Raw genomic sequence first — 26,145 nt, 5'->3', positions numbered from 1 at the left:
CGCATTCCCCACTGTCCCCACAGAGTCTCAGCCATGACCGTCATCAAACAGGAAGACCTGATCCAGAGCATCGCGGATTCGCTGCAGTACATCAGCTACTACCACCCGCTCGACTACATCCAGGCACTCGGCCGCGCGTACGAGCTGGAAGAGAGCCCGGCCGCGAAGGACGCGATCGCGCAGATCCTCACGAACAGCCGCATGTGCGCGGAAGGCAAGCGCCCGATCTGCCAGGACACCGGCATCGTCACGATCTTCGTGAAGGTCGGCATGGACGTGCGCTGGGACGGCGCGACGATGGGCCTCACCGACATGATCAACGAGGGCGTGCGTCGCGGTTACACGCACCCGGACAACGTGCTGCGCGCGTCGATCGTCAACCCGCCGGAAGGTGGCCGCAAGAACACGAAGGACAACACGCCGGCCGTGATCCACTACGAGATCGTGCCGGGCGACAAGGTCGACGTGCAGGTCGCGGCGAAGGGCGGCGGCTCGGAGAACAAGTCGAAGTTCGTGATGCTGAACCCGTCCGACTCGATCGTCGACTGGGTGCTGAAGACGGTCCCGACGATGGGCGCGGGCTGGTGCCCGCCCGGCATGCTCGGGATCGGCATCGGCGGCACGGCCGAGAAGGCGATGCTGATGGCGAAGGAATCGCTGATGGAGCCGATCGACATCCAGGAAATCATCGCACGCGGCCCGCAGGACTGGGTCGAGGAACTGCGCGTCGAGCTGCACGAGAAGGTCAACGCGCTCGGCATCGGCGCGCAGGGCCTCGGCGGCCTGGCGACCGTACTCGACGTGAAGATCATGGCCGCACCGACGCACGCGGCATCGAAGCCGGTCGCGCTGATCCCGAACTGCGCGGCCACGCGCCACGCGCACTTCGTGCTCGACGGTTCGGGCCCGGCCAAGCTTGAAGCGCCGTCGCTCGACGCCTGGCCGAAGGTCCAGTGGGAACCGAACACGGAAACCAGCAAGCGCGTCGACCTGAACACGCTGACGCCGGAACAAGTCGCGAGCTGGACGCCGGGCCAGACGCTGCTGCTGTCGGGCAAGATGCTCACCGGCCGCGACGCCGCGCACAAGCGCATCGCCGACATGCTCGCGAAGGGCGAAAAGCTGCCGGTCGACTTCACGAACCGCGTGATCTACTACGTCGGCCCGGTCGACCCGGTGCGCGACGAAGTGGTCGGCCCGGCCGGCCCGACGACGGCCACGCGCATGGACAAGTTCACCGAGACGATGCTCGCGCAAACGGGCCTGATCTCGATGGTCGGCAAGGCCGAGCGCGGCCCCGTCGCGATCGACGCGATCAAGAAGCACAAGGCGGCGTACCTGATGGCGGTCGGCGGCGCGGCCTACCTCGTGTCGAAGGCGATCCGCGGCGCGAAGGTGCTCGCATTCGAAGACCTCGGCATGGAAGCGATCTACGAGTTCGACGTGCAGGACATGCCGGTGACGGTCGCCGTCGATTCGTCGGGCACGTCGGTGCACCAGACCGGTCCGAAGGAGTGGCAGGCGAAGATCGGCAAGATCCCGGTCGCAACCGCTTAAGCGCGATCGAACGAAAGGCCGGACGGGAGTCCGGCCTTTTTGCTTCTCGTTCTCGTTATCGTGCGCGGCCGGTTATTCAAGGCTGATTCTCATTACACGCAAAAGGCAGGCCCGACAAGGCTTCGAGGCTTGGCTTTTCTCGTTCGAGCGATTATCGTTCGGTTTCTGAAGCCCCACTGAACAAGGAACAGCCATGCAAGGCGACAAGAAAGTCATCGAATATCTGAACGCCCAACTGAAGAATGAACTCACGGCGATCAACCAGTACTTCCTGCATGCGCGCATGTACAAGCACTGGGGCCTCGACAAGCTCGGCAAGCACGAGTACGACGAGTCGATCGGCGAAATGAAGCACGCCGACTGGCTGATCGAGCGCGTGTTCATGCTCGACGGCCTGCCGAACCTGCAGGACCTGCACAAGCTGCTCGTCGGCGAGGAAACGGAAGAAATCCTGAAGTGCGACCTGAAGCTCGAGCAGATCTCGCAGGCCACGTGCAAGGAAGCGATCGCCTACTGCGAATCGGTTCGCGACTATGTGTCGCGCGAGATCTTCGAAAAGATCCTCGACGACACCGAAGAGCACATCGACTGGCTGGAAACGCAGATCGACCTGATCGGCAAGGTCGGCCTGCAGAACTACCAGCAATCGATGATGGGTTCCGCCGAGTAATCGCCCCACGCGCCGCCGCGCCGTCCCCATGACGATGACGAACCAGCCAGCCGCTACCGCGATGCGCGCCGCCGCCCCTGTCGGAATCTTCGATTCGGGGCTCGGCGGCCTGTCGGTGCTGCGCGCCGTGAACGCGCACCTGCCCGGCGAGTCGTTCGTCTATACGGCCGATACGCGCTACATCCCGTACGGCGAACGCGACGACGCATTCATCACCGAACGCACGCTCGCGATCGGCGAATGGTTCGTCCGGCAGGGTGCGAAGGCGCTCGTCGTCGCCTGCAATACGGCGACAGCCCAGTCGATCGCGGCGGTACGCGAACATCTCGCGATCCCGCTCGTCGGCGTCGAGCCGGGCATCAAGCCGGCCGTCCAGCAGTCCGCGAGCGGTGTCGCCGGCGTGCTCGCCACCCAGGCGACGCTGCGCAGCGCGCGATTCCAGGCGCTGCTCGAACGTCATGGCGCCGGCTGCCGCTTCATCTGCCAGCCGGGCCACGGGCTCGTGCAGGCGATCGAGAGCGGCGACACGGGCTCGCCCGCGCTGCGTGCGCTGCTCGACAGCTATCTGCAGCCGATGCTCGACGACGGCGCCGATACGGTCGTCCTCGGCTGCACGCACTACCCGTTCCTCACCGCAACGATTCGTGACATTGTCGGCGACCGCATGGCGATCATCGACACGAGCGATGCGATCGCGCACCAGCTCGTGCGCGTGCTCGACCAGCACGGCCTGCGCGCGCCCGCCGGCACGCCTGTCGCACCGCCCCGCTTCTGCTCGACCGGCGACGGCCGCCAATTGCAGGCACTCGCGTCGACGCTGCTCGGCCTCGATGCGCCGGTCGAATCCGTCACCATTTCCTCGCCCAACGCGCGCGCCTGCGCGACCGCCTGACGCGGGCCGGCACGCGCTATCCCGACGCGGCTCCGCCGCGCCCGCCGTTTCAAGGGTCCGATGACCTTAAAAAAAGCCCGACCCAGGCTTGTCAACGTCCGCAAAATTAATGATAATAATTCGCATTAACGTTAGCTATCGCAACTCATCATGATCGTCTGCGTGTGCAAGTCTGTTTCCGATCGCAAGATCCGCGCGTCCCTCGCAGAGGGCGTGAATTCTTTCGATGAACTCCAGTTCGAGCTCGGCGTGGCCACGTGCTGCGGCAAGTGCGAGGAGTCCGTACGCGACCTCATGGCCGAGCAAGGCGTCTGCGCGAGCCGGTGCGGCGTCGAGCATCACGCTCACCCGATCCCGGTCACGTTCTACGAACGCAAGGCCGCCTGACCGGCGCCGAGTGTGCGCATGCGGCCCAGGCCGCATTTTTTGTATTGACCGTCAGCAAGCCACCGTCTACGCGAGCCAACGGCTTACCTGCCAAGGAGCCAGTGATGGAATTGCTGATCGGATTTGTGACCACCGTTTGCATCTCGCTGCTGATCTTCCGCAAGTGATGCCGATTCACCCGCCGCGCCCCGGGTGCGACATCGATCTTTCAAGCTAACATGCAGGCTTCGCATTTCGCTCCTGCCGGCGCCTTGCCGGCTGCACCACGTATGAATCCCCGAGTGATCGTCGTTGCGGTCGGTGTGCTTGCCGCACACGCGATCATGCTGACGGCCGCCTGGCTCCATCGCAACGCGCCGCCGCCGAAATCGGTCGAGGTCCAGACGATCACCGCACAGCTCATCACGCCTGCGCCGATCGCCCAGCAGGTCGCGGCAGAATCGATCCCGCAGCCGGCGCCGCCGAAGCCTACGCCGCGCGTGAAGCCGAAGGTCGAGCCGAAGCCGGTGCCGAAAACGGCGAAGCCGACACCTCAGCCGGTTGCACAATCGCAGACCCCGTCGCCGACGCCCGCGCCGGCAGCCGCCGATCCGACGCCCGCACCCGCCGCGCCCGCTCCCGCGGCACCAGCCGCCACGCCCGGCCCCGCGCGCGAAACGATGCAGGTCAGCGCGCCGAAGAACGTGCCGACGCTGCAGTGCAACTTCGTGAAGCCCGACTACCCGTCGATGTCGCGCCGCCGCGGCGAATCGGGCACGGCCTATGTTCATTTCGTCGTCGGCGTGACCGGCAAGATCGAAAGCATCGATCTGCAGAAGAGCAGCGGCTACCCGCGCCTCGACGATGCCGCACTCGACGCGATGCGTTCGACCACCTGCCGTCCGTACATCGAGAACGGCCAGGCGATCCGCGCCGCCCGCACACAGCCCTACAGCTTCGGGCTCACCGACTAACCTGCCTCATCCGGAAGATTCAAAGGAAACAAAAAAATGCAAAGCTACGGTATCGCGCACGTCTGGGCGCAAGGTGATTTCGTCACGCGCGCCATTGCGATCACGCTGCTCGTGATGTCGGTCCTGTCGTGGATCGTGATTGTCATCAAGGGCTGGAACGTGGTTCGCCTGAACCGCCTCACGAAGAACGCCGAACAGGCATTCTGGCATTCGGACGATTTCGACGACGGCATCAAGAAGCTCGGGCTCACCGCATCGACGCCGAACGACAACCCGTTCCTCGCGCTCGCGCTGTCGGGCAAGGAAGCAGCCGACCATCACCACCAGACGCAACCGCACCTGCACGACCGCATGGACGTGTCGGACTGGGTCACGCGCTGCCTGAAGGACACGATGGACGAAGGCATCTCGCGCATGCAGAGCGGCCTCGCGATCCTCGCGTCGATCGGCAGCACGGCACCGTTCGTCGGCCTGTTCGGCACGGTCTGGGGGATCTACCACGCGCTGCTCGTGATCGGCGCAACCGGCCAGACGTCGATCGACCAGGTCGCGGGCCCGGTCGGCGAATCGCTGATCATGACGGCCTTCGGCCTGTTCGTCGCAATCCCGGCCGTGCTCGGCTACAACGCACTGACCCGCGCAAACAAGGGTGTCGTCAGCAAGCTGCGCCGCTTCGCGCATGGCCTGCACGCCTACTTCGTGACCGGTGCGAGCCTCGCATCGTCGTCGACGCGCGACGGCCTGCGTCTCGCGACGCGCGCCAGCTGAGACGGGGTGAACCATGGCAATGAACACCGGTTTCAGCGACGATGACGACGATGCCGTGATGAGCGAGATCAACATGACGCCGCTCGTCGACGTCATGCTCGTACTCCTGATCATTTTTCTCGTGACGATCCCGGCGATGCAGCATGCGGTGAAGATCGACCTGCCGCACGCCAGCAGCCAGCCCGTCGATGAAAAGCCGCAGACGGTCGACGTCGCGATCCAGGGCGACGGCACGATCCTGTGGGACGACCACACGGTCACGCGTGAACAGTTGCAGGCGCGCATCGCGGAAGCCGCGAAACGCACGCCGCAGCCGGAGTTGCACCTGCGCGCAGACCGCAAGGTTGCATACGAACATGTGGCCGAAGTGATGTCGGATGCGCAGGCCGGCGGCCTGACCAAACTCGGTTTCGTGACGGAACCGGGCGCGAAAGCGAAATAACGCACGCGCGTTTCGCACCTTGCCGGGCGCCCCTAAGCGGGCGTACCTAGCCGGCCGCCCCTAACCGGGCGTCCACAAAGTAAAAGGCCTTCATCGCCAGATGAAGGCCTTTTTTCATGCGCACGCGGGCGCCTTCGGGCGGCGGGCTCTTCGGCGGTATCGGTTGCGCCTCGAGCAACGCAAATGCGGCTACCGTGGTCTGCACGGACTGCGCGTTCTGCCCTATCTGGCTCACAATATATGCGGCCACCTGATTTCGCTCAGAACTTCCTTCACGAAATGGGATTTCAATATAGGCCCGCCCGCCCGCGCATTCAAGGTTCCGGCGATTGAAACTTGCGATTGCAGGCGACGCTTCAATGACAAAACAAATTTGCGTCGTCGCGCACGCTGTGTTCAGGTCGCCGAAGCATCGGTCGCCGCCTCCTTCTTCGCACGCTCGGGGCACCCCGGCTCCTTGTAGGCGCCGTGATCGAGTTTCTCGACCAGGTAGTCGACGAACGCACGCACCGCGGGCGGCATCCCCTGCCGCGACACGAACACCGCATACAGTTGCGGTACCGGCAGCGTCCAGCCCGGCATCACGGGCGATAGTTGGCCCGCGCGCAGCGCGTTGCCGTACATCATCTCCGGCAGTGCCGCGATCCCGAGGCCGTCGAGCACGGCCTCGCGGATCGTCATCAGGTCGGCCGTCACGAGCCGCGGATCGTGCTCGTGCACATGACGCGTGCCGTCCGGCGCGATCAGGTTGAATACGTGCCGCCCGTCGACGCTCGGCGTATCGAGCGTCTCGAAATAAGTCAGGTCGTCCGGCACCAGCGGCGGCGCATTCTGGCTCAGCAGGCTCGGCGCGCCGACCAGCATCTGCTCGGTGCGCCACAGCGGCCGCACGACGATGTTGGCGTTCTGCGGTGGCTCCGAGCGCACGCGCAACGCGACGTCGATCGAATCCTCGAACAGGTCGATCACACGGTTCGTCACGCGCACGTGCACCTTCACCTCGGGATAGCGGCGCAGGAATTCGGGCAGGATGCGCGACAGCATCGTCTGCGACAGCGTGACGGGCACACTGACGCGCACCGAGCCGCGCGGCGACGCGCGCAACTGCTGCACCGCATTCATCGCGGCCTGTGCCTCGGCGAGCATCGCCTGGCAATGCTGGTAGAACAGTTCCCCCGCCTCGGTCAGCGCGAGCTTGCGCGTCGAGCGCTGCAGCAGGCGCACGCCGAGCGCCGCCTCGAGTTCGGTCAGGCGCCGCGACAGGCGCGATTTCGAGATGCCCAGCACGCGCTCCGCAGCCGAGAAACCGCCATGTTCGACGACCTGCGAAAAGTACATGAGGTCGTTCAGGTTATGTGCATCGATATTCATCTCATCGTTCCAATTTCAGAACAATCCATTGCGAACCGTCGCAAATCGAACGGGAAAACGCCCAATATAATAGCCCTATGTTTCAAAAATGACGCTATTCCGATGATTTCGAGGGCTTCCCCATGACGACCGCTCGCTCGCTTGACCGCACCTACCCCGCGCTTCGCACGACCGAAGGCGGCGGCTTCGTGGTTCACCGCCCGTTCCCGACCCGGCTGCTGATGGATTTCGATCCGTTCCTGCTGCTCGACGAAATGGGCCCCGTCGACTACGCCCCCGGCGAGGCCGTGGGCGCGCCCGACCATCCGCATCGCGGCTTCGAGACCGTGACCTACGCACTCGACGGGCGCTTCTGCCATCGCGACTCGTCCGGCCATGCCGGCACGCTCGGCCCCGGCGACGTGCAGTGGATGACGGCCGGCGCGGGCGTCGTGCACAGCGAGATGCCCGATCCGGCGTTCGCGCAGGCGGGCGGCCGCTCCCACGGCTTCCAGCTATGGGTCAACCTGCCGCGCCGCGACAAGCTGATCGCGCCGCGCTACCAGGAGATCCCGGCCGACCGCATCCCGACCGCGACGTCGCCGGACGGCCGCGCGCGCGTGCGCGTCATCGCCGGCGAAGCGTTCGGCGTCCGGGCCGCGATCGAGACGCGCACGCCGATCCTCTACCAGCATTTCACGCTGGAACCCGGCGCAACGGTCACGCAGCCCGTGCCGGCCGGCTATCGCGTGTTTGCCTATCCGATCGACGGAACGGGCCTCTACGGGCCCGACAGGCAGGCTGTCGACGCACGGCACATGATCGTCTACGGCGACGACGGCGACACGGTCACGTTCGCCGCCGGCGACACGCCGCTCGACCTGCTGCTGATCGGCGGCGTGCCGCTCAACGAGCCGATCGTCCGCTACGGCCCGTTCGTGATGAATACCGAGGAAGAGATCCGGCAGGCCGTCGTCGACTACCAGACCGGCCGCATGGGACGCATCGAAGCGTGATGCCCGATCGGGGGCGGCAGGTACCGCGAAACGGATGGTTTTGCGTCACAATAACTTCTTGAACCATGTGGCCGCCCACCACCAGAAGGAACCCGTCCCCTTGAACTTCGAACACCTGATCCAGATCAACTCCGACGATCCGGCCGTGCCGACCCTCACCCGCGACCAGCTCTGGGAAGGCCTCGTGCTGCGCGCCGAACAGCCGCAACTGTTCGTGCTCGGCCTCGACAGCTGCGTCGTCCACGAACGGACGGACACGACGCTCGAACGTGAACTGCACTACGGCCACGCGACCGTGCGCGACCACGTCACGTTCACGCCGAACCAGCAGGTCCGCTACGACATCCTCGCGGCCGACGGCGAGATCGGCGGCTCGCTGACGATGACGATCGAGGAACGCGACGACGACCACCAGCTGTTCCTGCGTTTCGAATACCGCACGACGCTGACCGTCACGGACGACAGCGAAGATGCCCGGCAGACGCACGGGATCGTCAAGGAAGCGTACCGCACGTCGGATATCGACACGGTCCGCCTGATCCGCGAATACGCGCAGGGCCGCAAGGATCCCGATCCGTTGCACTGAACCCGGCGGCGGCCTGCGGGCCGCCCCTTTGACTCAAGCTATCAAGCCTGTCATCTCGATCGATAAAGAGTTTTTGCGAATGGGAATGGTTATCATTTAGAATTCATTCCATCGTATCGACAGTCACCGATCAACCGAATGACCGACACCATGCGCCCGACCACGCTGACCTTGCGCCACACAACCGGCACCGCAGGCAGCAGCCGTCAGAAAACGGCAGCGGTCACGACGCCGGCGAAACCCGCCGGCAACCGCGATGCAGGCACGCGGGTCGTCAACAGCGATGCGCTGCTGCAAGGCCACAGCCACATCAGCATCGCACATAACGGAGAAACCTATCAGTTGCGTGCCACCCGGCTCGGCAAACTGATCCTGACGAAGTAACGACACAGAGTATTGTGGGGACCACCTCCCTGAGAGGTGTTGGGCATTAGCCAGCGTAACGGCTTGCACGCGAGATCTAGACCCCTTCGTGCAAACACACTCAAGCAGCCGTTGCAGCAAGCCAAGCCACTTTTTTTGGTTCTCGCACAAGGAAGAAAAAAGCGACACGTCGAGCGACGTGTCGCTTTTTGTTTGGGCGGCCAATACGTGAAGCATGCCACCCGCGTTCATTGTCGCTCAATGCATGCCGGAAGCTGAACCTCGCTGGTTTCCTCGCGGCCTCGCACGGCAGCCGAAGCCGCACACAAGCCGCCTCAGAAACCCCAGAACATCAACCACCATGCGCTGTCGACGACCGCAAGCCCGACGGCGAACCACGCGAATGCCGCGAGCCGACGCGGCCAGGCCGCATAGCGCCCGGTCACTTTCCATGCGAGCCACGCACTCCATGCGTTGGCGCCGACCAGGATCACGATGCGCACGTCGGTCGCCCAGCCGAGCGGCACATGCTCGGCGCGCAGCAACGACAGCGTCGTCGCCGACAGCCCGAGGAACACGCCCGCGCCCGCGATCGGGATCAACGCCTGCGCGAGGTGATGCAGCCGCACGCGATCGAAGCGGCCGAGCATCAGCGTGGCGCCGGCCAGCAGCACCAGCAGTGCCGTGCCATACACGAGCCCCGTGCCGACGATGTAGCTGACGATCAACCCGCCGTCGAGCCAGGAAAACACGTCGTTGCGATCCGGATAATGCGTGAGCAGGAACCACGGCGCATTGGTTTCGAGCAGCCACGTGATGTCGCGGTCGATCAGCCAGCCCGCGAGCCATTGCTTGATCTGCACGAACCACGGACTGACGGTCCAGTGGAACGCACCGATCGCGACGCCGAGCAGGCCGTACAGGATCAGCGCGGTATCCCACGGGCTCGCCTGCTGCGCGCCGAGGTTCACGACTTCGTCGGACGGCGAGCGCAACGACAGCGAGATCGCGTCGCGGTGCCCGCTGCAGCGGCCGCACATATGGCACGATGCTGCGCCCTTCATGCTGCGCAACGGCACGAGCGGCGCGCAGTTGATCGGAATCACGCGATGGCCGTGCTCGCCGTTCTTGTACGAACGGCGCCACGCATCCTCGTCGACCTTGTAGCGCATCGGCGCGAGCCGCGCGAGCAGCCCGAACACGCCGTTGACCGGACACAGGTACTTGCACCACACGCGCTTCTCGCGGCCGTACAGCACGCCGATCACGATCGCGCCGACGGTCGAGCCGCCGAGTACGAACAGCACCGCGAGCGGGTACTGGTACACGCTCACCATCTGCCCGTAGATCGTTGTAATCCCGAACGCGACGAACGGCCAGCCGCCCCACCGGATCCAGCGCGGAATCGGGCCGCCGCGGCCGAACTTGCTCGCATATTCGGTGAGCGCGCCTTCCGGACACAGCACGCCGCACCAGACGCGGCCGAGCATCACCATCGACAGCAGCACGAACGGCCACCAGATGCCCCAGAACGCGAATTGCGCGATCAGCGTGAGGTTGCTCCACAGATGCGCGGAATCGTCCGGCAGCGGCAACACCGCCGGCACGATGATCAGGAACGCGTAGACGGCGACGACGATCCACTGGATGCCGCGGATCAGCGCACCGTGGCGCTGCATCCACTGGCCGGCCTGCGCGAGCCAGCCCGGCTTGGCTGCGGCGACAACGCTCATGCCGCGCGGCCCGCGGCAATGGCCGGACGACGGCTTGCGCGCTTCATCAGCAGCCAGACCACCGCCCAGTACACCGCATAGGCGACCAGGTTGGTCAGTGCCGGGTGTGCGCGATAGCCGGTCAGCGTCGCGACGAGCGAGCCGAACGTGCCCGAGTCATCGAGGATCGAGGACGTGTCCCACACCTGCGAAATGCCGAGCGGCAGGATTTCCTTGTCGATCAGCTTGTCGACGCCGGTCTGGAACAGGCCCGCGCCGAGGAACAGCAGCATCACTTCGGTGACCCGGAAGAAATGCCGCCACGAGAAGACCTTGCCGCCCAGCTGCAGCAAATAGAACGTGAGGAACGCAAGACCGAGGCCGATCACCACCGCGAGCATCTGGTTGCCGTCGACGTGGCCCGACTGGCCGAAACCGAGACCGTACAGGAAGATCACCGTCTCGCTGCCTTCGCGTGCGATCGCGAGCGCGACCAGCACGGCGACGCCCCACCAGTTCGAATCGCGCGTGCTCTGCTGCAGCGATTGCTCCATGTCGCGCTTCAGCGTGCGGCCGTGCCGGCGCATCCACAGCACCATCTGCACGATCAGCACGCATGCGATCAGCACCATGGCAGTCTGGAAGTAGTCCTGCGCGTCGCCGGACAGCACTTCGGTGAAACCGACCAGCGCGGCACCGAGGCCGACCGCCATCAGCAAGCCGACACCGACGCCGGCCCAGAGAAACGGCAGGCCGCGGCGCGCGTCGTCGTCGCCGTTTTTCAGCCATGCGTAGAGAATGCCGACGACGAGCAGCGCTTCGACGCTCTCCCGCCAGACGATGAACAAGATCTGACCCATCGATACCTCCTGACGCGCGGGCAACGGACAGATGTGCCCGCACGCAGATAAAACGCGTTACTTCGCGACGATCACGCCCTGTGCCTGCTGGTGGAAATCGTCGAAAAACTTGTATTCGCCCGGCGACAGCGGAGCAACGACCACGAACGAATCGGCGCCCGGCGCAAGCACCTTCTCCTTGCGCAGTTGCACGCTCTCGAATTCGGCGGCGCCCTTGCCGGTGTTCTTGATCTCGATCTTGAAACGCTGGCCGGCCGGCACTTCGATGCGGGCGGGATTCAGCTTGCCGTCCGCCATCTCGAGCTTGAACGTCGGCAGATCGGCAGCGTACGCAGCGCCGGCAAGCCACAACGCAGCGGCTGCGGCAACGATTTTCTGGGGAATTTTCATTCTGGGTTCTCTACGCCGACGGCGCGCCGAAGCGCGCCGTTCGTGATGCCACCGATCAGTAACCGCCCTTCTTGCCGATACCGGCGAACGGGAAGTCGTACTCGAGCGTAATGGGCTTGAACCACGCGCCCACGCCCGTTTCCTTGTCGATGTGACGGCCGAATGCCATGTGGCCCGACTGCATCGGCGCCTTGACGACCATCGTCAGGTGGTACTTGCCCGGGCCGTTCAGCTTCACGTTGTCGCCGTAGTGCGGACCGTCGCTCGCAACCATGCCCATCAGGTCGCCTTCCGACTTCCACTTCGTGTCGCCCTGCTTCGTCAGCTTGTACGTGACCTGCAGGTACGGCATCCAGTCGCCTTCCGCGAAACCCGTCGGGTTGTTCTTGACCGCATGGATGTCGGCCTCGAGGTGGATGTCGGAATCCGACGCCTTGCGCATCATCCCTTCCGGGTCCATCGTGATCGGCTGCAGGTACACCACGCCGATTTCCATGCCGCCCTGGATCTGCTGCTTGCCGATCGGATATTCGGCAGCCGTGGCCGACATCACGGCAAGCGCCGCCGCTACCGCAACCGTCGTGCGGATGAACGAAGAACCCAACATGGACACTCCTTGTTATTTGATCTGACACCATCCGAGCCGCCACCGGGACGGCTCGCTGAAAACACTAACGCAATGACGAACGTTAATGCGAACAATTCTCAATAATTGCGGAGTTTAGCACCTAACCTGTTCCGGAACAAACCGGATGCCGTGTAAACCCCTGATCCGACAAGGCTTACAGACCCGTTACAGACAGGTTGGGTGACTTTTGGAAAGATTTACCGGCCGCCGCTGATGTGGTCGCCGACGTTCGCGCCGAACACGCGCTCGCGCAGCAGCGCAAGCTGGTCGCGCGTCGCGGCCGCCTTCTCGAACTCGAGGTTCTTTGCGTAATCGGCCATCTGCTTCTCGAGACGCTTGATTTCCTTCGCAAGCTGCTTTTCCGACATGTCCTCGAACTTGGCGCGCTGCTGCGCCTCCTTCAGCTCCGCGCGCGCCTCGTCGGCGTTGTAGACGCCGTCGATGATGTCCTTGATGCGCTTCACGACGCCGCGCGGCGTGATGCCCATTCGCTCGTTGTGCGCGATCTGCTTCGCGCGGCGCCGCTCGGTTTCGCCGATCGCGCGCTTCATCGACTCGGTCATCGTGTCGGCATAGAGAATCGCCTTGCCGTTCACGTTCCGCGCGGCGCGGCCGATCGTCTGGATCAGCGAGCGCTCGGCGCGCAGGAAACCTTCCTTGTCCGCATCGAGGATCGCGACGAGCGACACTTCGGGGATGTCGAGACCCTCGCGCAGCAGGTTGATCCCGACCAGCACGTCGAACGTGCCGAGCCGCAGGTCGCGGATGATCTCGACGCGCTCGACCGTGTCGATGTCGCTGTGCAGGTAACGCACCTTGACGCCATGGTCGGCCAGAAACTCGGTGAGCTGTTCGGCCATGCGCTTCGTCAGCACGGTGATCAGTACGCGCTCGCCGGCCTTCACGCGCGCGTTGATCTCGGTCAGCACGTCGTCGACCTGCGAGCTCGCCGGCCGCACTTCGATTTCCGGATCGACGAGCCCCGTCGGCCGCACGACCTGTTCTGCGATCTGCCCCGTCACGCGCTTCTCGTAGTCGGCCGGCGTGGCCGACACGAACACGACCTGGCGCATCTTGCGTTCGAACTCGGGGAACTTGAGCGGCCGGTTGTCGAGCGCCGACGGCAAGCGAAACCCGTAATTGACGAGGTTTTCCTTGCGCGCGCGGTCGCCGTTGTACATGCCGTTCAACTGGCCGATCAGCACGTGCGATTCGTCGAGCAGCATCAGCGCATCGGGCGGCAGGTAGTCGACGAGCGTCGGCGGCGGGTCGCCGGGCGCCGCGCCCGAGAAATGCCGCGAGTAGTTCTCGATGCCCTTGCAGAAGCCGAGCTCCTGCAGCATCTCGAGATCGAAGCGCGTGCGCTGCTCGAGGCGCTGCGCCTCGACGAGCTTGCCGTCGCGATGGAAGAACTCGAGGCGTTCGCGCAATTCGTCCTTGATCGTCTCGACCGCGCGCATCACGGTGTCGCGCGGCGTCACGTAGTGCGACGACGGATACACGGTGAAGCGCGGAATCTTCTGTCGCACGCGCCCGGTCAACGGATCGAACAGATGCAGCGTCTCGACCTCGTCGTCGAACAGTTCGACGCGCACCGCCATTTCCGCGTGTTCGGCCGGGAAGATGTCGATCGTGTCGCCGCGCACGCGGAACGTGCCGCGCTGGAAGTCCTGCTCGTTGCGCGTGTATTGCATCGCGATCAGCCGCGCGATCACGTCGCGCTGGCCGAGCTTGTCGCCGGTGCGCAGCGTCAGGATCATCTGGTGGTATTCGGACGGGTTGCCGATACCGTAGATCGCCGACACCGTCGCGACGATCACCACGTCGCGGCGCTCCATCAGGCTCTTCGTCGCCGACAGCCGCATCTGCTCGATGTGCTCGTTGATCGACGAGTCCTTCTCGATGAACAGGTCGCGCTGCGGCACGTAGGCCTCAGGCTGGTAGTAGTCGTAGTACGAGACGAAGTACTCGACCGCGTTGCGCGGGAAGAACTCGCGGAACTCGGCATAAAGCTGGGCCGCGAGCGTCTTGTTCGGCGCGAACACGATCGCCGGGCGGCCGAGCCGCGCGATCGTGTTCGCCATCGTGAAGGTCTTGCCCGAACCCGTCACGCCGAGCAGCGTCTGGAAGGCAAGGCCGTCGCCGATGCCTTCGACGAGCGTGTCGATTGCGGTCGGCTGGTCGCCCGCGGGCGGATACGGCTGGTACAACTGGAACGGCGAGCCTTCGAAGGTGACGAATTTGGATTCGTCGAGCGCGTCGCCGACTTCGGCATGATGTTCGGACATGGAATGCGGCCGGAGCGAGGGCAAAGAAAGCATTCTAGCGCTTCGCGGCCGCGCGAACTGCTGTCGGCTCCTGCCGCGCGACGGCCGCCCGAAATCGCGATTCGCCGCCGAATCGCCCACCCCCGCCAGCGCGAATTCGCTACAATATCGGGCTGCTGCGCTTTCCGGCGTCGCGCCCGTTGGCACGCGGTTCGCTGCGCCCGCCCCGCCGGCTGAAAGCCTGACCCTATTTTCACTACTGCCGAATCATCATGTCGCTCTTCTCCGCTGTCCAGCTTGCTCCCCGCGACCCGATCCTGGGCCTGAACGAAGCCTTCAACGCCGATGCGCGTCCGACCAAGGTCAACCTCGGCGTCGGCGTGTACACGAACGAAGAAGGCAAGATTCCGCTGCTGCGCGCGGTTCGCGAAGCGGAGAAGGCGCGTGTCGAGGCTGGCCTGCCGCGCGGCTACCTGCCGATCGACGGGATCGCCGCCTACGATGCGGCGGTGCAGAAGCTGCTGCTCGGCAACGATTCGCCGCTGATCGCAGCGGGCCGCGTGGTCACGGCCCAGGCACTGGGTGGCACGGGCGCACTGAAGATCGGCGCCGATTTCCTGCGCACCGTGAACCCGAACGTGAAGGTCGCGATCAGCGATCCGAGCTGGGAAAACCACCGCGCGCTGTTCGAAGCGGCCGGCTTCGAAGTCGTCGCGTACCCGTATTACGACGCCGCCACCAACGGCGTGAACTTCGAAGGCATGCTGTCGGCGCTGACCGGCTATGCGGCAGGCACGGTTGTCGTGCTGCACGCGTGCTGCCACAACCCGACCGGCGTGGACCTCACCGAAGCGCAATGGCAACAGATCGTCGACGTCGTGAAGGCGCGCAACCTCGTGCCGTTCCTCGACATGGCATACCAGGGCTTCGGCGAGAACATCGAGGCCGACGCGGCCGCCGTGCGGCTGTTTGCCGCGGCCGACCTGAACGCGTTCGTGTCGTCGTCGTTCTCGAAGTCGTTCTCGCTGTACGGCGAGCGCGTCGGCGCGCTGTCGATCATCACGTCGAGCAAGGAAGAAGCCACGCGCGTGCTGTCGCAACTGAAGCGCGTGATCCGCACGAACTACTCGAACCCGCCGACCCATGGCGGCGCGGTGGTCGCAGCGGTGCTCGCATCGCCGGAACTGCACGCTTCGTGGGTGCAGGAACTCGGCGAAATGCGCGATCGCATCCGCGCAATGCGCAACGGTCTCGTCGAGCGCCTGAAGGCAAGCGGCGTCGATCGCGACTTCAGCTTCATCAACGCGCAGCGCGGGATGTTCTCGTATTCGGGCTTGACCTCGGCGCAAGTCGATCGCCTGCGCGACGAGTTCGGCATCTATGCGGTCGGCACGGGCCGGATCTGCGTCGCAGCGCTGAACACGCGCAACCTCGACGTGGTCGCCAACGCAATCGCAACCGTGCTGAAGTAACCCGGCGCCAGCGGGCGGCAGCCGTCACCGGCCCCGCCCTGCCGAAATGAAAAACGCGCTCCCCGGAGCGCGTTTTTTTGTACCGTTCGGCGGCGGGAGGCTACACCGCCCGCGCCCCCGCGTTACTGCATGAACCAGCCGTGACTGACGACGACCGACTGGCCGGTGAGCGCGGCGCTCGGGAATGCCGACAGGAACAGCACCGTCTGCGCGACGTCCTGCACCGTCGTGAACACGCCGTCGACCGTGTTGCCAAGCATCACCTTCTTCACCACTTCGTCTTCGCTGATCCCGAGCTCCTTCGCCTGCTCCGGAATCTGCTTGTCGACCAGCGGCGTGCGCACGAAGCCCGGACACACGACGTGCGAGCGCACGTTGTGCTTCGCGCCTTCCTTCGCCAGCACGCGTGCGAGGCCGAGCAAACCGTGCTTGGCCGTCACGTACGCCGACTTCAGCGGCGACGCTTCGTGCGAGTGCACCGAACCCATGTAGATCACGACGCCGCCGCGATCGTCCTTGTACATGTGCTTGAGCGCGGCCTTCGTCGTCAGGAACGCGCCGTCGACGTGGATTGCCTGCATCTTCTTCCAGTCGGAGAACGAGTAGTTCTCGATCGGGTTGACGATCTGGATGCCCGCGTTCGACACGAGGATGTCGACCGAGCCGAACGTGTCGGCAACCTTGTCGATGCCTGCGTTCACGGCTTCCTCGTTCGTCACGTCCATCGCGACGCCGATCGCCTTGCCGCCTGCCTTGTTGATCTCGTCGGCGACCGCATTGGCACCGTCCTGGTTCAGGTCGGCGATCGCGACGGCCGCGCCCGCCTTCGCGAGCTCGAGTGCGATTTCCTTGCCGATGCCGCTCGCGGCGCCCGTGACGACTGCGGTCTTGCCGCTCAGATCTGCTGCCATGTCCGTCTCCTCCCGTTATCGGATCGATAAAACACGCGCCCGCCGCATCCGCTTTCATCGCGTGACCGTACCGGCGGGCCAGCCGTCATTGTGCACGATCGGCGCCGCCGTTCGCGCGCAAAACGTCTAAGCTTAAGGTCGGCTCTGTCACGCAGGAGATTCGCATGCACTATCGACGGCTAGGCCGTTCCGGCCTGCAGATCAGCGCGCTCTCGCTCGGCTCGTGGGTCACCTACGGCAACCAGGTCGACCAGCGGGTCGCACGCGAATGCCTCGCCGCGGCACGCGACGCGGGTGTCAATTTCTTCGACAACGCCGAGGTGTACGCCGGCGGCAAATCCGAGGAAATCATGGGCCAGGCGCTCAAGTCGCTCGACTGGCCGCGCATCAGTTATATCGTGTCCACGAAGTTCTTCTGGGGGCTCGCGGAAGCACCGAACCAGTATCACACGCTGAACCGGAAATACCTGCTGAACGCGATCGACGGCTCGCTGCGCCGGCTGCAGCTCGACTATGTCGACCTCGTCTATTGCCATCGCCCCGATCCGAACACACCGATCGAGGAAACCGTCTGGGCAATGAGCGACATGATCGCGCGCGGCAAGGCGCTGTACTGGGGCACGTCGGAATGGAGCGCCGACGAGATCCGCGCCGCGTGCGAGATCGCCGACCGGCATCACCTGCACAAGCCGGTCGTCGAGCAACCTCAGTACAACCTGTTCCACCGCACGCGAGTCGAACAGGAATATGCGCGGCTCTACGACGACTACGGCCTCGGCCTCACGACCTGGAGCCCGCTGGCCTCGGGCCTGCTTACCGGCAAGTACCGCAACGGCGTGCCGCCCGGCAGCCGCGCGCAGTTGCAGGGTTACGACTGGATGCGCGCCCGGTTGACCGATCAGGCCAGCAACGACATCGTCGAACGGCTCGGCGGGATCGCAGCCGACCTCGGCTGCAGCACCGGCCAGCTCGCGATCGCGTGGGTGCTCGCGAATCCGCGCGTGAGTTCGGTTATCACCGGCGCATCGCGGATCGAGCAGATCGGCGACAACATGCGCGCGCTCGACGTCGCCGCGATGCTGACGCCGGATGTGAAGCAACGCATCGAGGAGGTAGTCGGCAACGCATACGAGTAAGGCGACTCACGGCCACTCGCGTACAATACGCGGCCGCATCGGCACCCGGCCTGACGGCCGCGCCCGATCGACCGCTTTCATCGATTCACCTTCTGTTTCAGGCAGCCCGCCATGCTCAGTTATCGTCACGGTTTTCACGCAGGCAACCACGCGGACGTGCTCAAGCACGCCGTCGTCGTCCAACTGCTGCGCTACCTGAACAAGAAAGACAAGTCGTACTGGTACATCGACACGCATGCCGGTGCCGGCGTGTACTCGCTGCGCGATGGCTACGCGGCAAAGACGGCAGAATTCGACACCGGCATCGGCCGGCTGTGGAACGACAAGAACCTGCCGGAAGCGCTGGGCGATTATGTGGACGAAGTACGCGCACTGAACGACGACGGCGAACTGCGCTTCTACCCGGGTTCCCCGTATATCGCTTGGCGATCGATGCGCGAGCAGGACCGGATGCGCCTGTTCGAAATGCACACGACGGAAATCGACGTGCTGCGCCACAACTTCCGCGACGCGGGGCGACGCGCGATGATCTTCGCCGGTGACGGCTTCGAAGGCATCAAGGCGCTGCTGCCGCCGCCGCCGCGACGCGCACTCGTGCTGATCGACCCGTCCTACGAGGACAAGAAGGATTACGCGCGCACGGTAAGCTGCGTGACGGAATGCCTGAAGCGTTTCGCGACGGGTTGCTACGCGATCTGGTATCCGCAGGTCACGCGAACGGAATCGCAGCGCTTTCCCGAGCAGTTGAAGCGCCTGCAACCGAACAACTGGCTGCACCTGACGCTGACGGTATCGAATCCGCCTGACGATGGACTGGGCCTCTACGGCAGCGGGATGTTCATCCTGAATCCGCCGTATACGCTCGCGCAGAGCATGAATGAGGCACTGCCCTATCTGGTCGAGATGCTGGGGCAGGATAGCGGCGCCCGCTGCCAGATCGAGCAGCGCGGAAACTGATCGGGCAACCGGCCGTTACGGCTGCGGCCTCGGCGCGAGTTTCGGCTGGTTGGCCGGCGGCGTGCCCCAGCCGGGCACATTGATATACGGCGCGACGAACAGCGGAACCGACGTGTTCGGCGCTTGCCCGGCCGGAGCCCGCATGCCCGCCGGCTCGACGATCGGCTCGGAAGACAAAGGTGCTGTCTGCAGCACCAACCCGCCCTTGCCGTCCTGGATACCGCGTTGCGTATCGAGAATCAGCGGTTTGGACGAAGTCGCGGCACCGGCCGCGAGGCCATGGACAAGCACGGCCGCGCCCAGAGCGAGACGCGCGCGGGTACTGCGACGCACATCGAGACGCAAACGCATGATCGTGTCCTTCACGATGAAAAACAGGCCCATACCATAACGCCGCGTCGACGATTTCGCCAGATCCGGCGCACAAAAAACAAAGCCCCGTCAATACGGGGCTTGCTTGTCGTTCGGTGCCACACAGCACCTGACGGTGACTCCGATTACAGCGAGTAGCCGTTGGTTTCGAGCGAGCGGATGCGGTGCTCGAGCTGGACGATGTCCGACGACGTGGCGAGGTAAGCCTCACGGCGCTCACGTTCTGCAGATTCGAACCAGTTGCTCAGCTTTTCGACGATGTAGGCGATCATGATGTTCTCCAAGGAAGGGGGACCCCTGGGCGAATCGAGATTCAGGGATTTCCCGTATAGGGTATTCCCGAATTATAACGACGCCGCACCAAGATGCCAGTGAAATGCTTGCATGGAAGCCATTCCAATCCGGAATGAACGCGCGCCGATCTCGCGTAACCTATTGATTTGTATAGAGGTTGAATCGGGCGCCCATTTCGGGCCTTGAGTAAACGCACTAATCTGGTTCACCGACGGGGTCGGCCAGGCGCGCCAAAATCGGGCATTCGGGCCGTCCGTCGCCATGGCAGTGCGCGGCCAGGTCGGCCAGCGTATCGCGCATGTCGCTCAGTTCAGCGATGCGCTTGTCGAGTTCGGCCACGTGCTCGAGGGCGATCGACTTCACCTCGGCGCTGGCGCGGGAGCGGTCTTGCCAGAGCATCAGCAGCTTGCGGATGTCCTCGACGAGAAAGCCAAGCCGTCGCGCCTGACGAATGAAGCGCAGGATGTGGATTTCGTCCGCACCGTAGATCCGGTAGCCGGCGTCGGTACGCTTGCTCGGCGCAAGAAGGCCGACCTGCTCGTAGTAGCGGATCATTTTTGCGCTGACTCCGGATTCGCGCGACGCGTCGCCGATATTCATTCCCCGCCCCTCCATCAAGCCCCGGTTTCGAACATGAACGTCGACGAACACAATCGCCGACGACATTTCGATCGTATCAAATCACGCGGTTTCGTTCCGCGGTGAGCCGCGGGATGAAAGACAGCTGATCTGGCGTGTGCCGGCGGGATGCGACGATTGAGCGCGGTGCTCCACTTGGTTCGATTACAATTTGGCCGCGCCAATGCAAAAACCCCCGCCTGGTCGGGCGGGGGTTCTTGGCTTAGGGAGCCTGACGATTACCTACTTTCACACGGGAATCCGCACTATCATCGGCGTAGAGTCGTTTCACGGTCCTGTTCGGGATGGGAAGGGGTGGGACCGACTCGCTATGGTCATCAGGCAAAGAGGGGTGTCGCGCGGCTTCGCAGCGCGACCAATCGGGAAGAAGCAGTAATCTTGGGTTGTGTGTATCACACACGAGAATCCAACCCGTCTCTCTCGGATGGCAGCACGTGCATCGCACGGCGCTCATCTACAAGGCAGACTTGTTATAGGATCAAGCCTTACGGGCAATTAGTATCAGTTAGCTGAACGCATTACTGCGCTTACACACCTGACCTATCAACGTCCTGGTCTCGAACGACCCTTCAAGGGGATCTAGTCCCCAGGGATATCTCATCTTAAGGCGAGTTTCCCGCTTAGATGCTTTCAGCGGTTATCTCTTCCGAACATAGCTACCCGGCGATGCCACTGGCGTGACAACCGGTACACCAGAGGTTCGTCCACTCCGGTCCTCTCGTACTAGGAGCAGCCCCCTTCAAATATCCAACGCCCACGGCAGATAGGGACCAAACTGTCTCACGACGTTTTAAACCCAGCTCACGTACCTCTTTAAATGGCGAACAGCCATACCCTTGGGACCGGCTACAGCCCCAGGATGAGATGAGCCGACATCGAGGTGCCAAACACCGCCGTCGATATGAACTCTTGGGCGGTATCAGCCTGTTATCCCCAGAGTACCTTTTATCCGTTGAGCGATGGCCCTTCCATACAGAACCACCGGATCACTATGACCTGCTTTCGCACCTGCTCGACTTGTCGGTCTCGCAGTTAAGCACGCTTATGCCATTGCACTATCAGCACGATTTCCGACCGTACCTAGCGTACCTTCGTACTCCTCCGTTACGCTTTGGGAGGAGACCGCCCCAGTCAAACTGCCTACCATGCACTGTCCCCGACCCGGATCACGGGCCAAGGTTAGAACCTCAAACAAACCAGGGTGGTATTTCAAGGACGGCTCCACCGAAACTAGCGTTCCGGTTTCATAGCCTCCCACCTATCCTACACAGATCGGTTCAAAGTCCAATGCAAAGCTACAGTAAAGGTTCATGGGGTCTTTCCGTCTAGCCGCGGGTAGATTGCATCATCACAAACACTTCAACTTCGCTGAGTCTCGGGAGGAGACAGTGTGGCCATCGTTACGCCATTCGTGCAGGTCGGAACTTACCCGACAAGGAATTTCGCTACCTTAGGACCGTTATAGTTACGGCCGCCGTTTACCGGGACTTCAATCAAGAGCTTGCACCCCATCATTTAATCTTCCGGCACCGGGCAGGCGTCACACCCTATACGTCCACTTTCGTGTTTGCAGAGTGCTGTGTTTTTATTAAACAGTCGCAGCCACCAGTTTATTGCAACCCCTTCACCCTTTGCCCGCAGGGGCATCAAGCTACAAGGGCGTACCTTATCCCGAAGTTACGGTACCAATTTGCCGAGTTCCTTCTCCCGAGTTCTCTCAAGCGCCTTAGAATACTCATCTCGCCCACCTGTGTCGGTTTGCGGTACGGTCATCGTTAGACTGAAGCTTAGAGGCTTTTCTTGGAACCACTTCCAATTGCTTCGCTCCCTAAGGAGCTCGCGCCACACCCTTGAATTCCGCGCCCGGATTTGCCTAAGCGCCTTCTCCAATGCAGCGACCGGGACTTCCAACACCCGGACAACCTTCCGCGATCCGTCCCCCCATCGCATCTAACAATGGTGCAGGAATATTGACCTGCTTCCCATCAGCTACGCATTTCTGCCTCGCCTTAGGGGCCGACTCACCCTACGCCGATGAACGTTGCGTAGGAAACCTTGGGCTTACGGCGAGGGGGCCTTTCACCCCCTTTATCGCTACTCATGTCAGCATTCGCACTTCCGATACCTCCAGCACGCTTTTCAACGCACCTTCGCAGGCTTACGGAACGCTCTCCTACCATGCGAGCATAGCTCGCATCCGCAGCTTCGGTATATAGCTTAGCCCCGTTACATCTTCCGCGCAGGACGACTCGATCAGTGAGCTATTACGCTTTCTTTAAAGGGTGGCTGCTTCTAAGCCAACCTCCTGACTGTTTTAGCCTTCCCACTTCGTTTCCCACTTAGCTATATTTGGGGACCTTAGCTGGCGGTCTGGGTTGTTTCCCTCTTGACACCGGACGTTAGCACCCGATGTCTGTCTCCCGTGATTGCACTCTTCGGTATTCGGAGTTTGCTATGGCGGGGTAATCTGCAATAGACCCCCCAACCATGACAGTGCTCTACCCCCGAAGGTGAGACACGAGGCACTACCTAAATAGTTTTCGGAGAGAACCAGCTATTTCCAAGTTTGTTTAGCCTTTCACCCCTATCCACAGCTCATCCCCTAACTTTTCAACGTTAGTGGGTTCGGACCTCCAGTACGTGTTACCGCACCTTCATCCTGGCCATGGATAGATCACTTGGTTTCGGGTCTACGCCCAGCAACTGAACGCCCTATTCGGACTCGCTTTCGCTACGCCTGCCCTATACGGTTAAGCTTGCTACTGAACGTAAGTCGCTGACCCATTATACAAAAGGTACGCCGTCACCCCTTGCGAGGCTCCGACTGTTTGTATGCATGCGGTTTCAGGATCTATTTCACTCCCCTCCCGGGGTTCTTTTCGCCTTTCCCTCACGGTACTGGTTCACTATCGGTCGATCACGAGTATTTAGCCTTGGAGGATGGTCCCCCCATCTTCAGACAGGATTTCACGTGTCCCGCCCTACTTGTCGTACACTTAGTTCTTTCATACTGTTTTCGCCTACAGGGCTATCACCTGCTATGGCCGCACTTTCCAGAGCGTTCGGCTAACAATACAAATAAAGAGTACAAGGCTCATCCCATTTCGCTCGCCACTACTTTGGGAATCTCGGTTGATTTCTTTTCCTGCGGTTACTTAGATGTTTCAGTTCACCGCGTTCGCTTCACTGGACCTATGTATTCAGTCCAGGATGACCCAAAAGGGCCGGGTTTCCCCATTCGGACATCTACGGATCAAAGCTCGTTTGCCAGCTCCCCGTAGCTTTTCGCAGGCTACCGCGTCCTTCATCGCCTGTGATCGCCAAGGCATCCACCACATGCACTTGTTCGCTTGACCCTATAACGAGTCTGTCTCGTTACAGGTTGAGTTCTCGCGTTGTGCCGTATTCCAAAATCGAGTCGAACATGAAGTTCGAATCATCTTGAGATACATCGATACAATCACAACCCGGATAACTTTCACGTCCATCTCAAGACGCTTCCGCTATCCAAATTACTTGCTTCTTCCAGATTGTTAAAGAACGACAGCCGATATGGTGTTACTCATATCACTCTGACTGGCTCAATCGCCAATGGCAAATGCTCGTCTCACACGTCACTTTCGTGTGATCCAAACGCTTCCCATTGAAGATTGGTGGAGGCAGACGGGATCGAACCGACGACCCCCTGCTTGCAAAGCAGGTGCTCTCCCAGCTGAGCTATGCCCCCATGTACAGAGAATCTCAGGTGTTAGCCTGTCGGCTTGGGGTACGCGTAAGCGCTAAAGCGCTAACGATCACCGACACGTCAGACAATGGTGGGTCTGGTTGGATTCGAACCAACGACCCCCGCCTTATCAAGACGGTGCTCTAACCGACTGAGCTACAGACCCCTGAGTCTGTCTTTAATTTACAGCCGATAAGCGTGAGCGCTCAACTTCGCGAGATAGCTCTGGAAAGGAGGTGATCCAGCCGCACCTTCCGATACGGCTACCTTGTTACGACTTCACCCCAGTCATGAATCCTACCGTGGTGACCGTCCTCCTTGCGGTTAGACTAGCCACTTCTGGTAAAACCCACTCCCATGGTGTGACGGGCGGTGTGTACAAGACCCGGGAACGTATTCACCGCGGCATGCTGATCCGCGATTACTAGCGATTCCAGCTTCATGCACTCGAGTTGCAGAGTGCAATCCGGACTACGATCGGTTTTCTGGGATTAGCTCCCCCTCGCGGGTTGGCAACCCTCTGTTCCGACCATTGTATGACGTGTGAAGCCCTACCCATAAGGGCCATGAGGACTTGACGTCATCCCCACCTTCCTCCGGTTTGTCACCGGCAGTCTCCTTAGAGTGCTCTTGCGTAGCAACTAAGGACAAGGGTTGCGCTCGTTGCGGGACTTAACCCAACATCTCACGACACGAGCTGACGACAGCCATGCAGCACCTGTGTATCGGTTCTCTTTCGAGCACTCCCGCCTCTCAGCAGGATTCCGACCATGTCAAGGGTAGGTAAGGTTTTTCGCGTTGCATCGAATTAATCCACATCATCCACCGCTTGTGCGGGTCCCCGTCAATTCCTTTGAGTTTTAATCTTGCGACCGTACTCCCCAGGCGGTCAACTTCACGCGTTAGCTACGTTACTAAGGAAATGAATCCCCAACAACTAGTTGACATCGTTTAGGGCGTGGACTACCAGGGTATCTAATCCTGTTTGCTCCCCACGCTTTCGTGCATGAGCGTCAGTATTGGCCCAGGGGGCTGCCTTCGCCATCGGTATTCCTCCACATCTCTACGCATTTCACTGCTACACGTGGAATTCTACCCCCCTCTGCCATACTCTAGCCTGCCAGTCACCAATGCAGTTCCCAGGTTGAGCCCGGGGATTTCACATCGGTCTTAGCAAACCGCCTGCGCACGCTTTACGCCCAGTAATTCCGATTAACGCTCGCACCCTACGTATTACCGCGGCTGCTGGCACGTAGTTAGCCGGTGCTTATTCTTCCGGTACCGTCATCCCCCGGCTGTATTAGAACCAGGGATTTCTTTCCGGACAAAAGTGCTTTACAACCCGAAGGCCTTCTTCACACACGCGGCATTGCTGGATCAGGCTTTCGCCCATTGTCCAAAATTCCCCACTGCTGCCTCCCGTAGGAGTCTGGGCCGTGTCTCAGTCCCAGTGTGGCTGGTCGTCCTCTCAGACCAGCTACTGATCGTCGCCTTGGTAGGCCTTTACCCCACCAACTAGCTAATCAGCCATCGGCCAACCCTATAGCGCGAGGCCCGAAGGTCCCCCGCTTTCATCCGTAGATCGTATGCGGTATTAATCCGGCTTTCGCCGGGCTATCCCCCACTACAGGACATGTTCCGATGTATTACTCACCCGTTCGCCACTCGCCACCAGGTGCAAGCACCCGTGCTGCCGTTCGACTTGCATGTGTAAGGCATGCCGCCAGCGTTCAATCTGAGCCAGGATCAAACTCTTCAGTTTAAACCTGTTACTGTTTTCGGTTCTTTCGAACCGGTCG

23 protein-coding genes, 2 tRNA genes and 3 rRNA genes are annotated in these 26,145 nt (G+C 62.2%); 13 read left to right on the top strand and 15 right to left on the bottom strand.

The annotated features are described in order from the left end of the window. Positions 1-33 precede the first annotated feature (33 nt). The 7 genes from JYG32_RS01475 (at position 34) to JYG32_RS01445 (ending at position 5,669) form a co-directional block, all read left to right on the top strand. Complete coding sequence (locus tag JYG32_RS01475; protein ID WP_174382343.1) at positions 34-1,557, top strand: fumarate hydratase; 1,524 nt, start codon at positions 34-36, stop codon at positions 1,555-1,557. A gap of 193 nt (positions 1,558-1,750) precedes the next feature. Then, positions 1,751-2,227, top strand: a complete 477-nt coding sequence (gene bfr, locus JYG32_RS01470; RefSeq protein WP_174382342.1) for a bacterioferritin — start codon at positions 1,751-1,753, stop codon at positions 2,225-2,227. A gap of 28 nt (positions 2,228-2,255) precedes the next feature. Then, a complete protein-coding gene (gene murI, locus JYG32_RS01465; RefSeq protein WP_213264426.1) occupies positions 2,256-3,119 on the top strand; it encodes a glutamate racemase in 864 nt (287 codons plus the stop codon). Between the two features lie 150 nt (positions 3,120-3,269). Then, positions 3,270-3,506: a (2Fe-2S)-binding protein gene (locus JYG32_RS01460; RefSeq protein WP_039370093.1), complete on the top strand. Its 237-nt coding sequence runs from the start codon at positions 3,270-3,272 to the stop codon at positions 3,504-3,506. Between the two features lie 218 nt (positions 3,507-3,724). Beyond that, on the top strand, positions 3,725-4,459 hold the full coding sequence (locus JYG32_RS01455) for an energy transducer TonB (protein ID WP_174382340.1): 735 nt from the start codon (positions 3,725-3,727) through the stop codon (positions 4,457-4,459). A gap of 36 nt (positions 4,460-4,495) precedes the next feature. Beyond that, the gene (locus tag JYG32_RS01450) at positions 4,496-5,227 is read left to right on the top strand and encodes a MotA/TolQ/ExbB proton channel family protein (RefSeq protein WP_174382339.1); all 732 of its coding nucleotides are present in this window, start codon (positions 4,496-4,498) and stop codon (positions 5,225-5,227) included. Positions 5,228-5,240: 13 nt separating this feature from the next. Next, positions 5,241-5,669: an ExbD/TolR family protein gene (locus tag JYG32_RS01445; protein ID WP_006478310.1), complete on the top strand. Its 429-nt coding sequence runs from the start codon at positions 5,241-5,243 to the stop codon at positions 5,667-5,669. Positions 5,670-6,065: 396 nt separating this feature from the next. Here the strand turns inward: JYG32_RS01445 and JYG32_RS01440 are convergent, their stop codons facing one another. Next, positions 6,066-7,040 (bottom strand): LysR family transcriptional regulator, encoded by a 975-nt coding sequence (locus tag JYG32_RS01440; RefSeq protein ID WP_174382338.1) that lies wholly within the window; start codon positions 7,038-7,040, stop codon positions 6,066-6,068. Positions 7,041-7,162: 122 nt separating this feature from the next. Between JYG32_RS01440 and JYG32_RS01435 the strand changes: the two genes are divergently transcribed. The 3 genes from JYG32_RS01435 to hemP all read left to right on the top strand — a co-directional run bounded on the left by JYG32_RS01435 (position 7,163) and on the right by hemP (position 9,005). Further along, positions 7,163-8,035, top strand: a complete 873-nt coding sequence (locus JYG32_RS01435) for a pirin family protein (RefSeq protein WP_174382337.1) — start codon at positions 7,163-7,165, stop codon at positions 8,033-8,035. Positions 8,036-8,135: 100 nt separating this feature from the next. Beyond that, the gene (locus tag JYG32_RS01430; protein WP_174382336.1) at positions 8,136-8,621 is read left to right on the top strand and encodes an SRPBCC family protein; all 486 of its coding nucleotides are present in this window, start codon (positions 8,136-8,138) and stop codon (positions 8,619-8,621) included. Positions 8,622-8,759: 138 nt separating this feature from the next. Beyond that, the gene (gene hemP, locus JYG32_RS01425) at positions 8,760-9,005 is read left to right on the top strand and encodes a hemin uptake protein HemP (protein WP_174382335.1); all 246 of its coding nucleotides are present in this window, start codon (positions 8,760-8,762) and stop codon (positions 9,003-9,005) included. Between the two features lie 314 nt (positions 9,006-9,319). Here the strand turns inward: hemP and JYG32_RS01420 are convergent, their stop codons facing one another. From JYG32_RS01420 to uvrB, 5 genes are all read right to left on the bottom strand, one after another. Next, on the bottom strand, positions 9,320-10,717 hold the full coding sequence (locus tag JYG32_RS01420) for a 4Fe-4S binding protein (protein ID WP_213264425.1): 1,398 nt from the start codon (positions 10,715-10,717) through the stop codon (positions 9,320-9,322). Then, positions 10,714-11,556 (bottom strand): FTR1 family iron permease, encoded by an 843-nt coding sequence (locus tag JYG32_RS01415; RefSeq protein ID WP_174382333.1) that lies wholly within the window; start codon positions 11,554-11,556, stop codon positions 10,714-10,716. Before JYG32_RS01415 ends, JYG32_RS01420 begins: the two co-directional genes overlap by 4 nt. A 57-nt stretch (positions 11,557-11,613) precedes the next feature. Continuing rightward, a complete protein-coding gene (locus JYG32_RS01410) occupies positions 11,614-11,946 on the bottom strand; it encodes a cupredoxin domain-containing protein (RefSeq protein WP_047898577.1) in 333 nt (110 codons plus the stop codon). Positions 11,947-12,001: 55 nt separating this feature from the next. Beyond that, positions 12,002-12,553 carry an iron transporter gene (locus tag JYG32_RS01405; protein ID WP_213264424.1) on the bottom strand — a complete coding sequence of 184 codons (552 nt, stop codon included), beginning with the start codon at positions 12,551-12,553 and terminating at the stop codon, positions 12,002-12,004. Positions 12,554-12,771: 218 nt separating this feature from the next. Continuing rightward, a complete protein-coding gene (gene uvrB, locus JYG32_RS01400) occupies positions 12,772-14,862 on the bottom strand; it encodes an excinuclease ABC subunit UvrB (protein WP_174382330.1) in 2,091 nt (696 codons plus the stop codon). Between the two features lie 251 nt (positions 14,863-15,113). Between uvrB and JYG32_RS01395 the strand changes: the two genes are divergently transcribed. Then, positions 15,114-16,313: an amino acid aminotransferase gene (locus JYG32_RS01395; protein ID WP_213264423.1), complete on the top strand. Its 1,200-nt coding sequence runs from the start codon at positions 15,114-15,116 to the stop codon at positions 16,311-16,313. A gap of 122 nt (positions 16,314-16,435) precedes the next feature. Here the strand turns inward: JYG32_RS01395 and JYG32_RS01390 are convergent, their stop codons facing one another. Further along, a complete protein-coding gene (locus JYG32_RS01390) occupies positions 16,436-17,224 on the bottom strand; it encodes a 3-hydroxybutyrate dehydrogenase (protein WP_213264422.1) in 789 nt (262 codons plus the stop codon). Positions 17,225-17,388: 164 nt separating this feature from the next. Between JYG32_RS01390 and JYG32_RS01385 the strand changes: the two genes are divergently transcribed. Further along, positions 17,389-18,360 carry a potassium channel beta subunit family protein gene (locus tag JYG32_RS01385; protein ID WP_213264421.1) on the top strand — a complete coding sequence of 324 codons (972 nt, stop codon included), beginning with the start codon at positions 17,389-17,391 and terminating at the stop codon, positions 18,358-18,360. A gap of 111 nt (positions 18,361-18,471) precedes the next feature. Continuing rightward, complete coding sequence (locus JYG32_RS01380) at positions 18,472-19,317, top strand: 23S rRNA (adenine(2030)-N(6))-methyltransferase RlmJ (protein ID WP_174382326.1); 846 nt, start codon at positions 18,472-18,474, stop codon at positions 19,315-19,317. A 15-nt stretch (positions 19,318-19,332) separates the two neighbouring features. On the opposite strand, the gene JYG32_RS01375 is transcribed toward JYG32_RS01380, so the two are convergent. The 8 genes from JYG32_RS01375 to JYG32_RS01340 form a co-directional block, all read right to left on the bottom strand. Then, a complete protein-coding gene (locus JYG32_RS01375) occupies positions 19,333-19,701 on the bottom strand; it encodes a hypothetical protein (protein WP_174382352.1) in 369 nt (122 codons plus the stop codon). A gap of 113 nt (positions 19,702-19,814) precedes the next feature. After that, complete coding sequence (locus JYG32_RS01370) at positions 19,815-19,961, bottom strand: DUF3563 family protein (RefSeq protein WP_072445473.1); 147 nt, start codon at positions 19,959-19,961, stop codon at positions 19,815-19,817. A gap of 217 nt (positions 19,962-20,178) precedes the next feature. Continuing rightward, positions 20,179-20,583, bottom strand: a complete 405-nt coding sequence (cueR, locus tag JYG32_RS01365; protein WP_174382325.1) for a Cu(I)-responsive transcriptional regulator — start codon at positions 20,581-20,583, stop codon at positions 20,179-20,181. A 248-nt stretch (positions 20,584-20,831) separates the two neighbouring features. Then, positions 20,832-20,944, bottom strand: a 5S ribosomal RNA gene (gene rrf, locus JYG32_RS01360). A gap of 152 nt (positions 20,945-21,096) precedes the next feature. Beyond that, a 23S ribosomal RNA gene (locus JYG32_RS01355) occupies positions 21,097-23,978 on the bottom strand. Positions 23,979-24,273: 295 nt separating this feature from the next. After that, positions 24,274-24,349: transfer RNA gene (locus JYG32_RS01350), tRNA-Ala, on the bottom strand. Positions 24,350-24,435: 86 nt separating this feature from the next. Beyond that, a tRNA-Ile gene (locus JYG32_RS01345) sits at positions 24,436-24,512 on the bottom strand. A gap of 63 nt (positions 24,513-24,575) precedes the next feature. Beyond that, positions 24,576-26,108: ribosomal RNA gene (locus JYG32_RS01340) — 16S ribosomal RNA — on the bottom strand. The 16S, 23S and 5S rRNA genes sit together here with 2 tRNA genes alongside, the layout of an rRNA operon. Positions 26,109-26,145 lie beyond the last annotated feature (37 nt).

This window comes from Burkholderia pyrrocinia (assembly GCF_018417535.1).
GTDB classification, from domain to species: Bacteria; Pseudomonadota; Gammaproteobacteria; order Burkholderiales; family Burkholderiaceae; genus Burkholderia; species Burkholderia pyrrocinia_E.
This window is presented reverse-complemented; position numbering and strand designations above follow the sequence as displayed.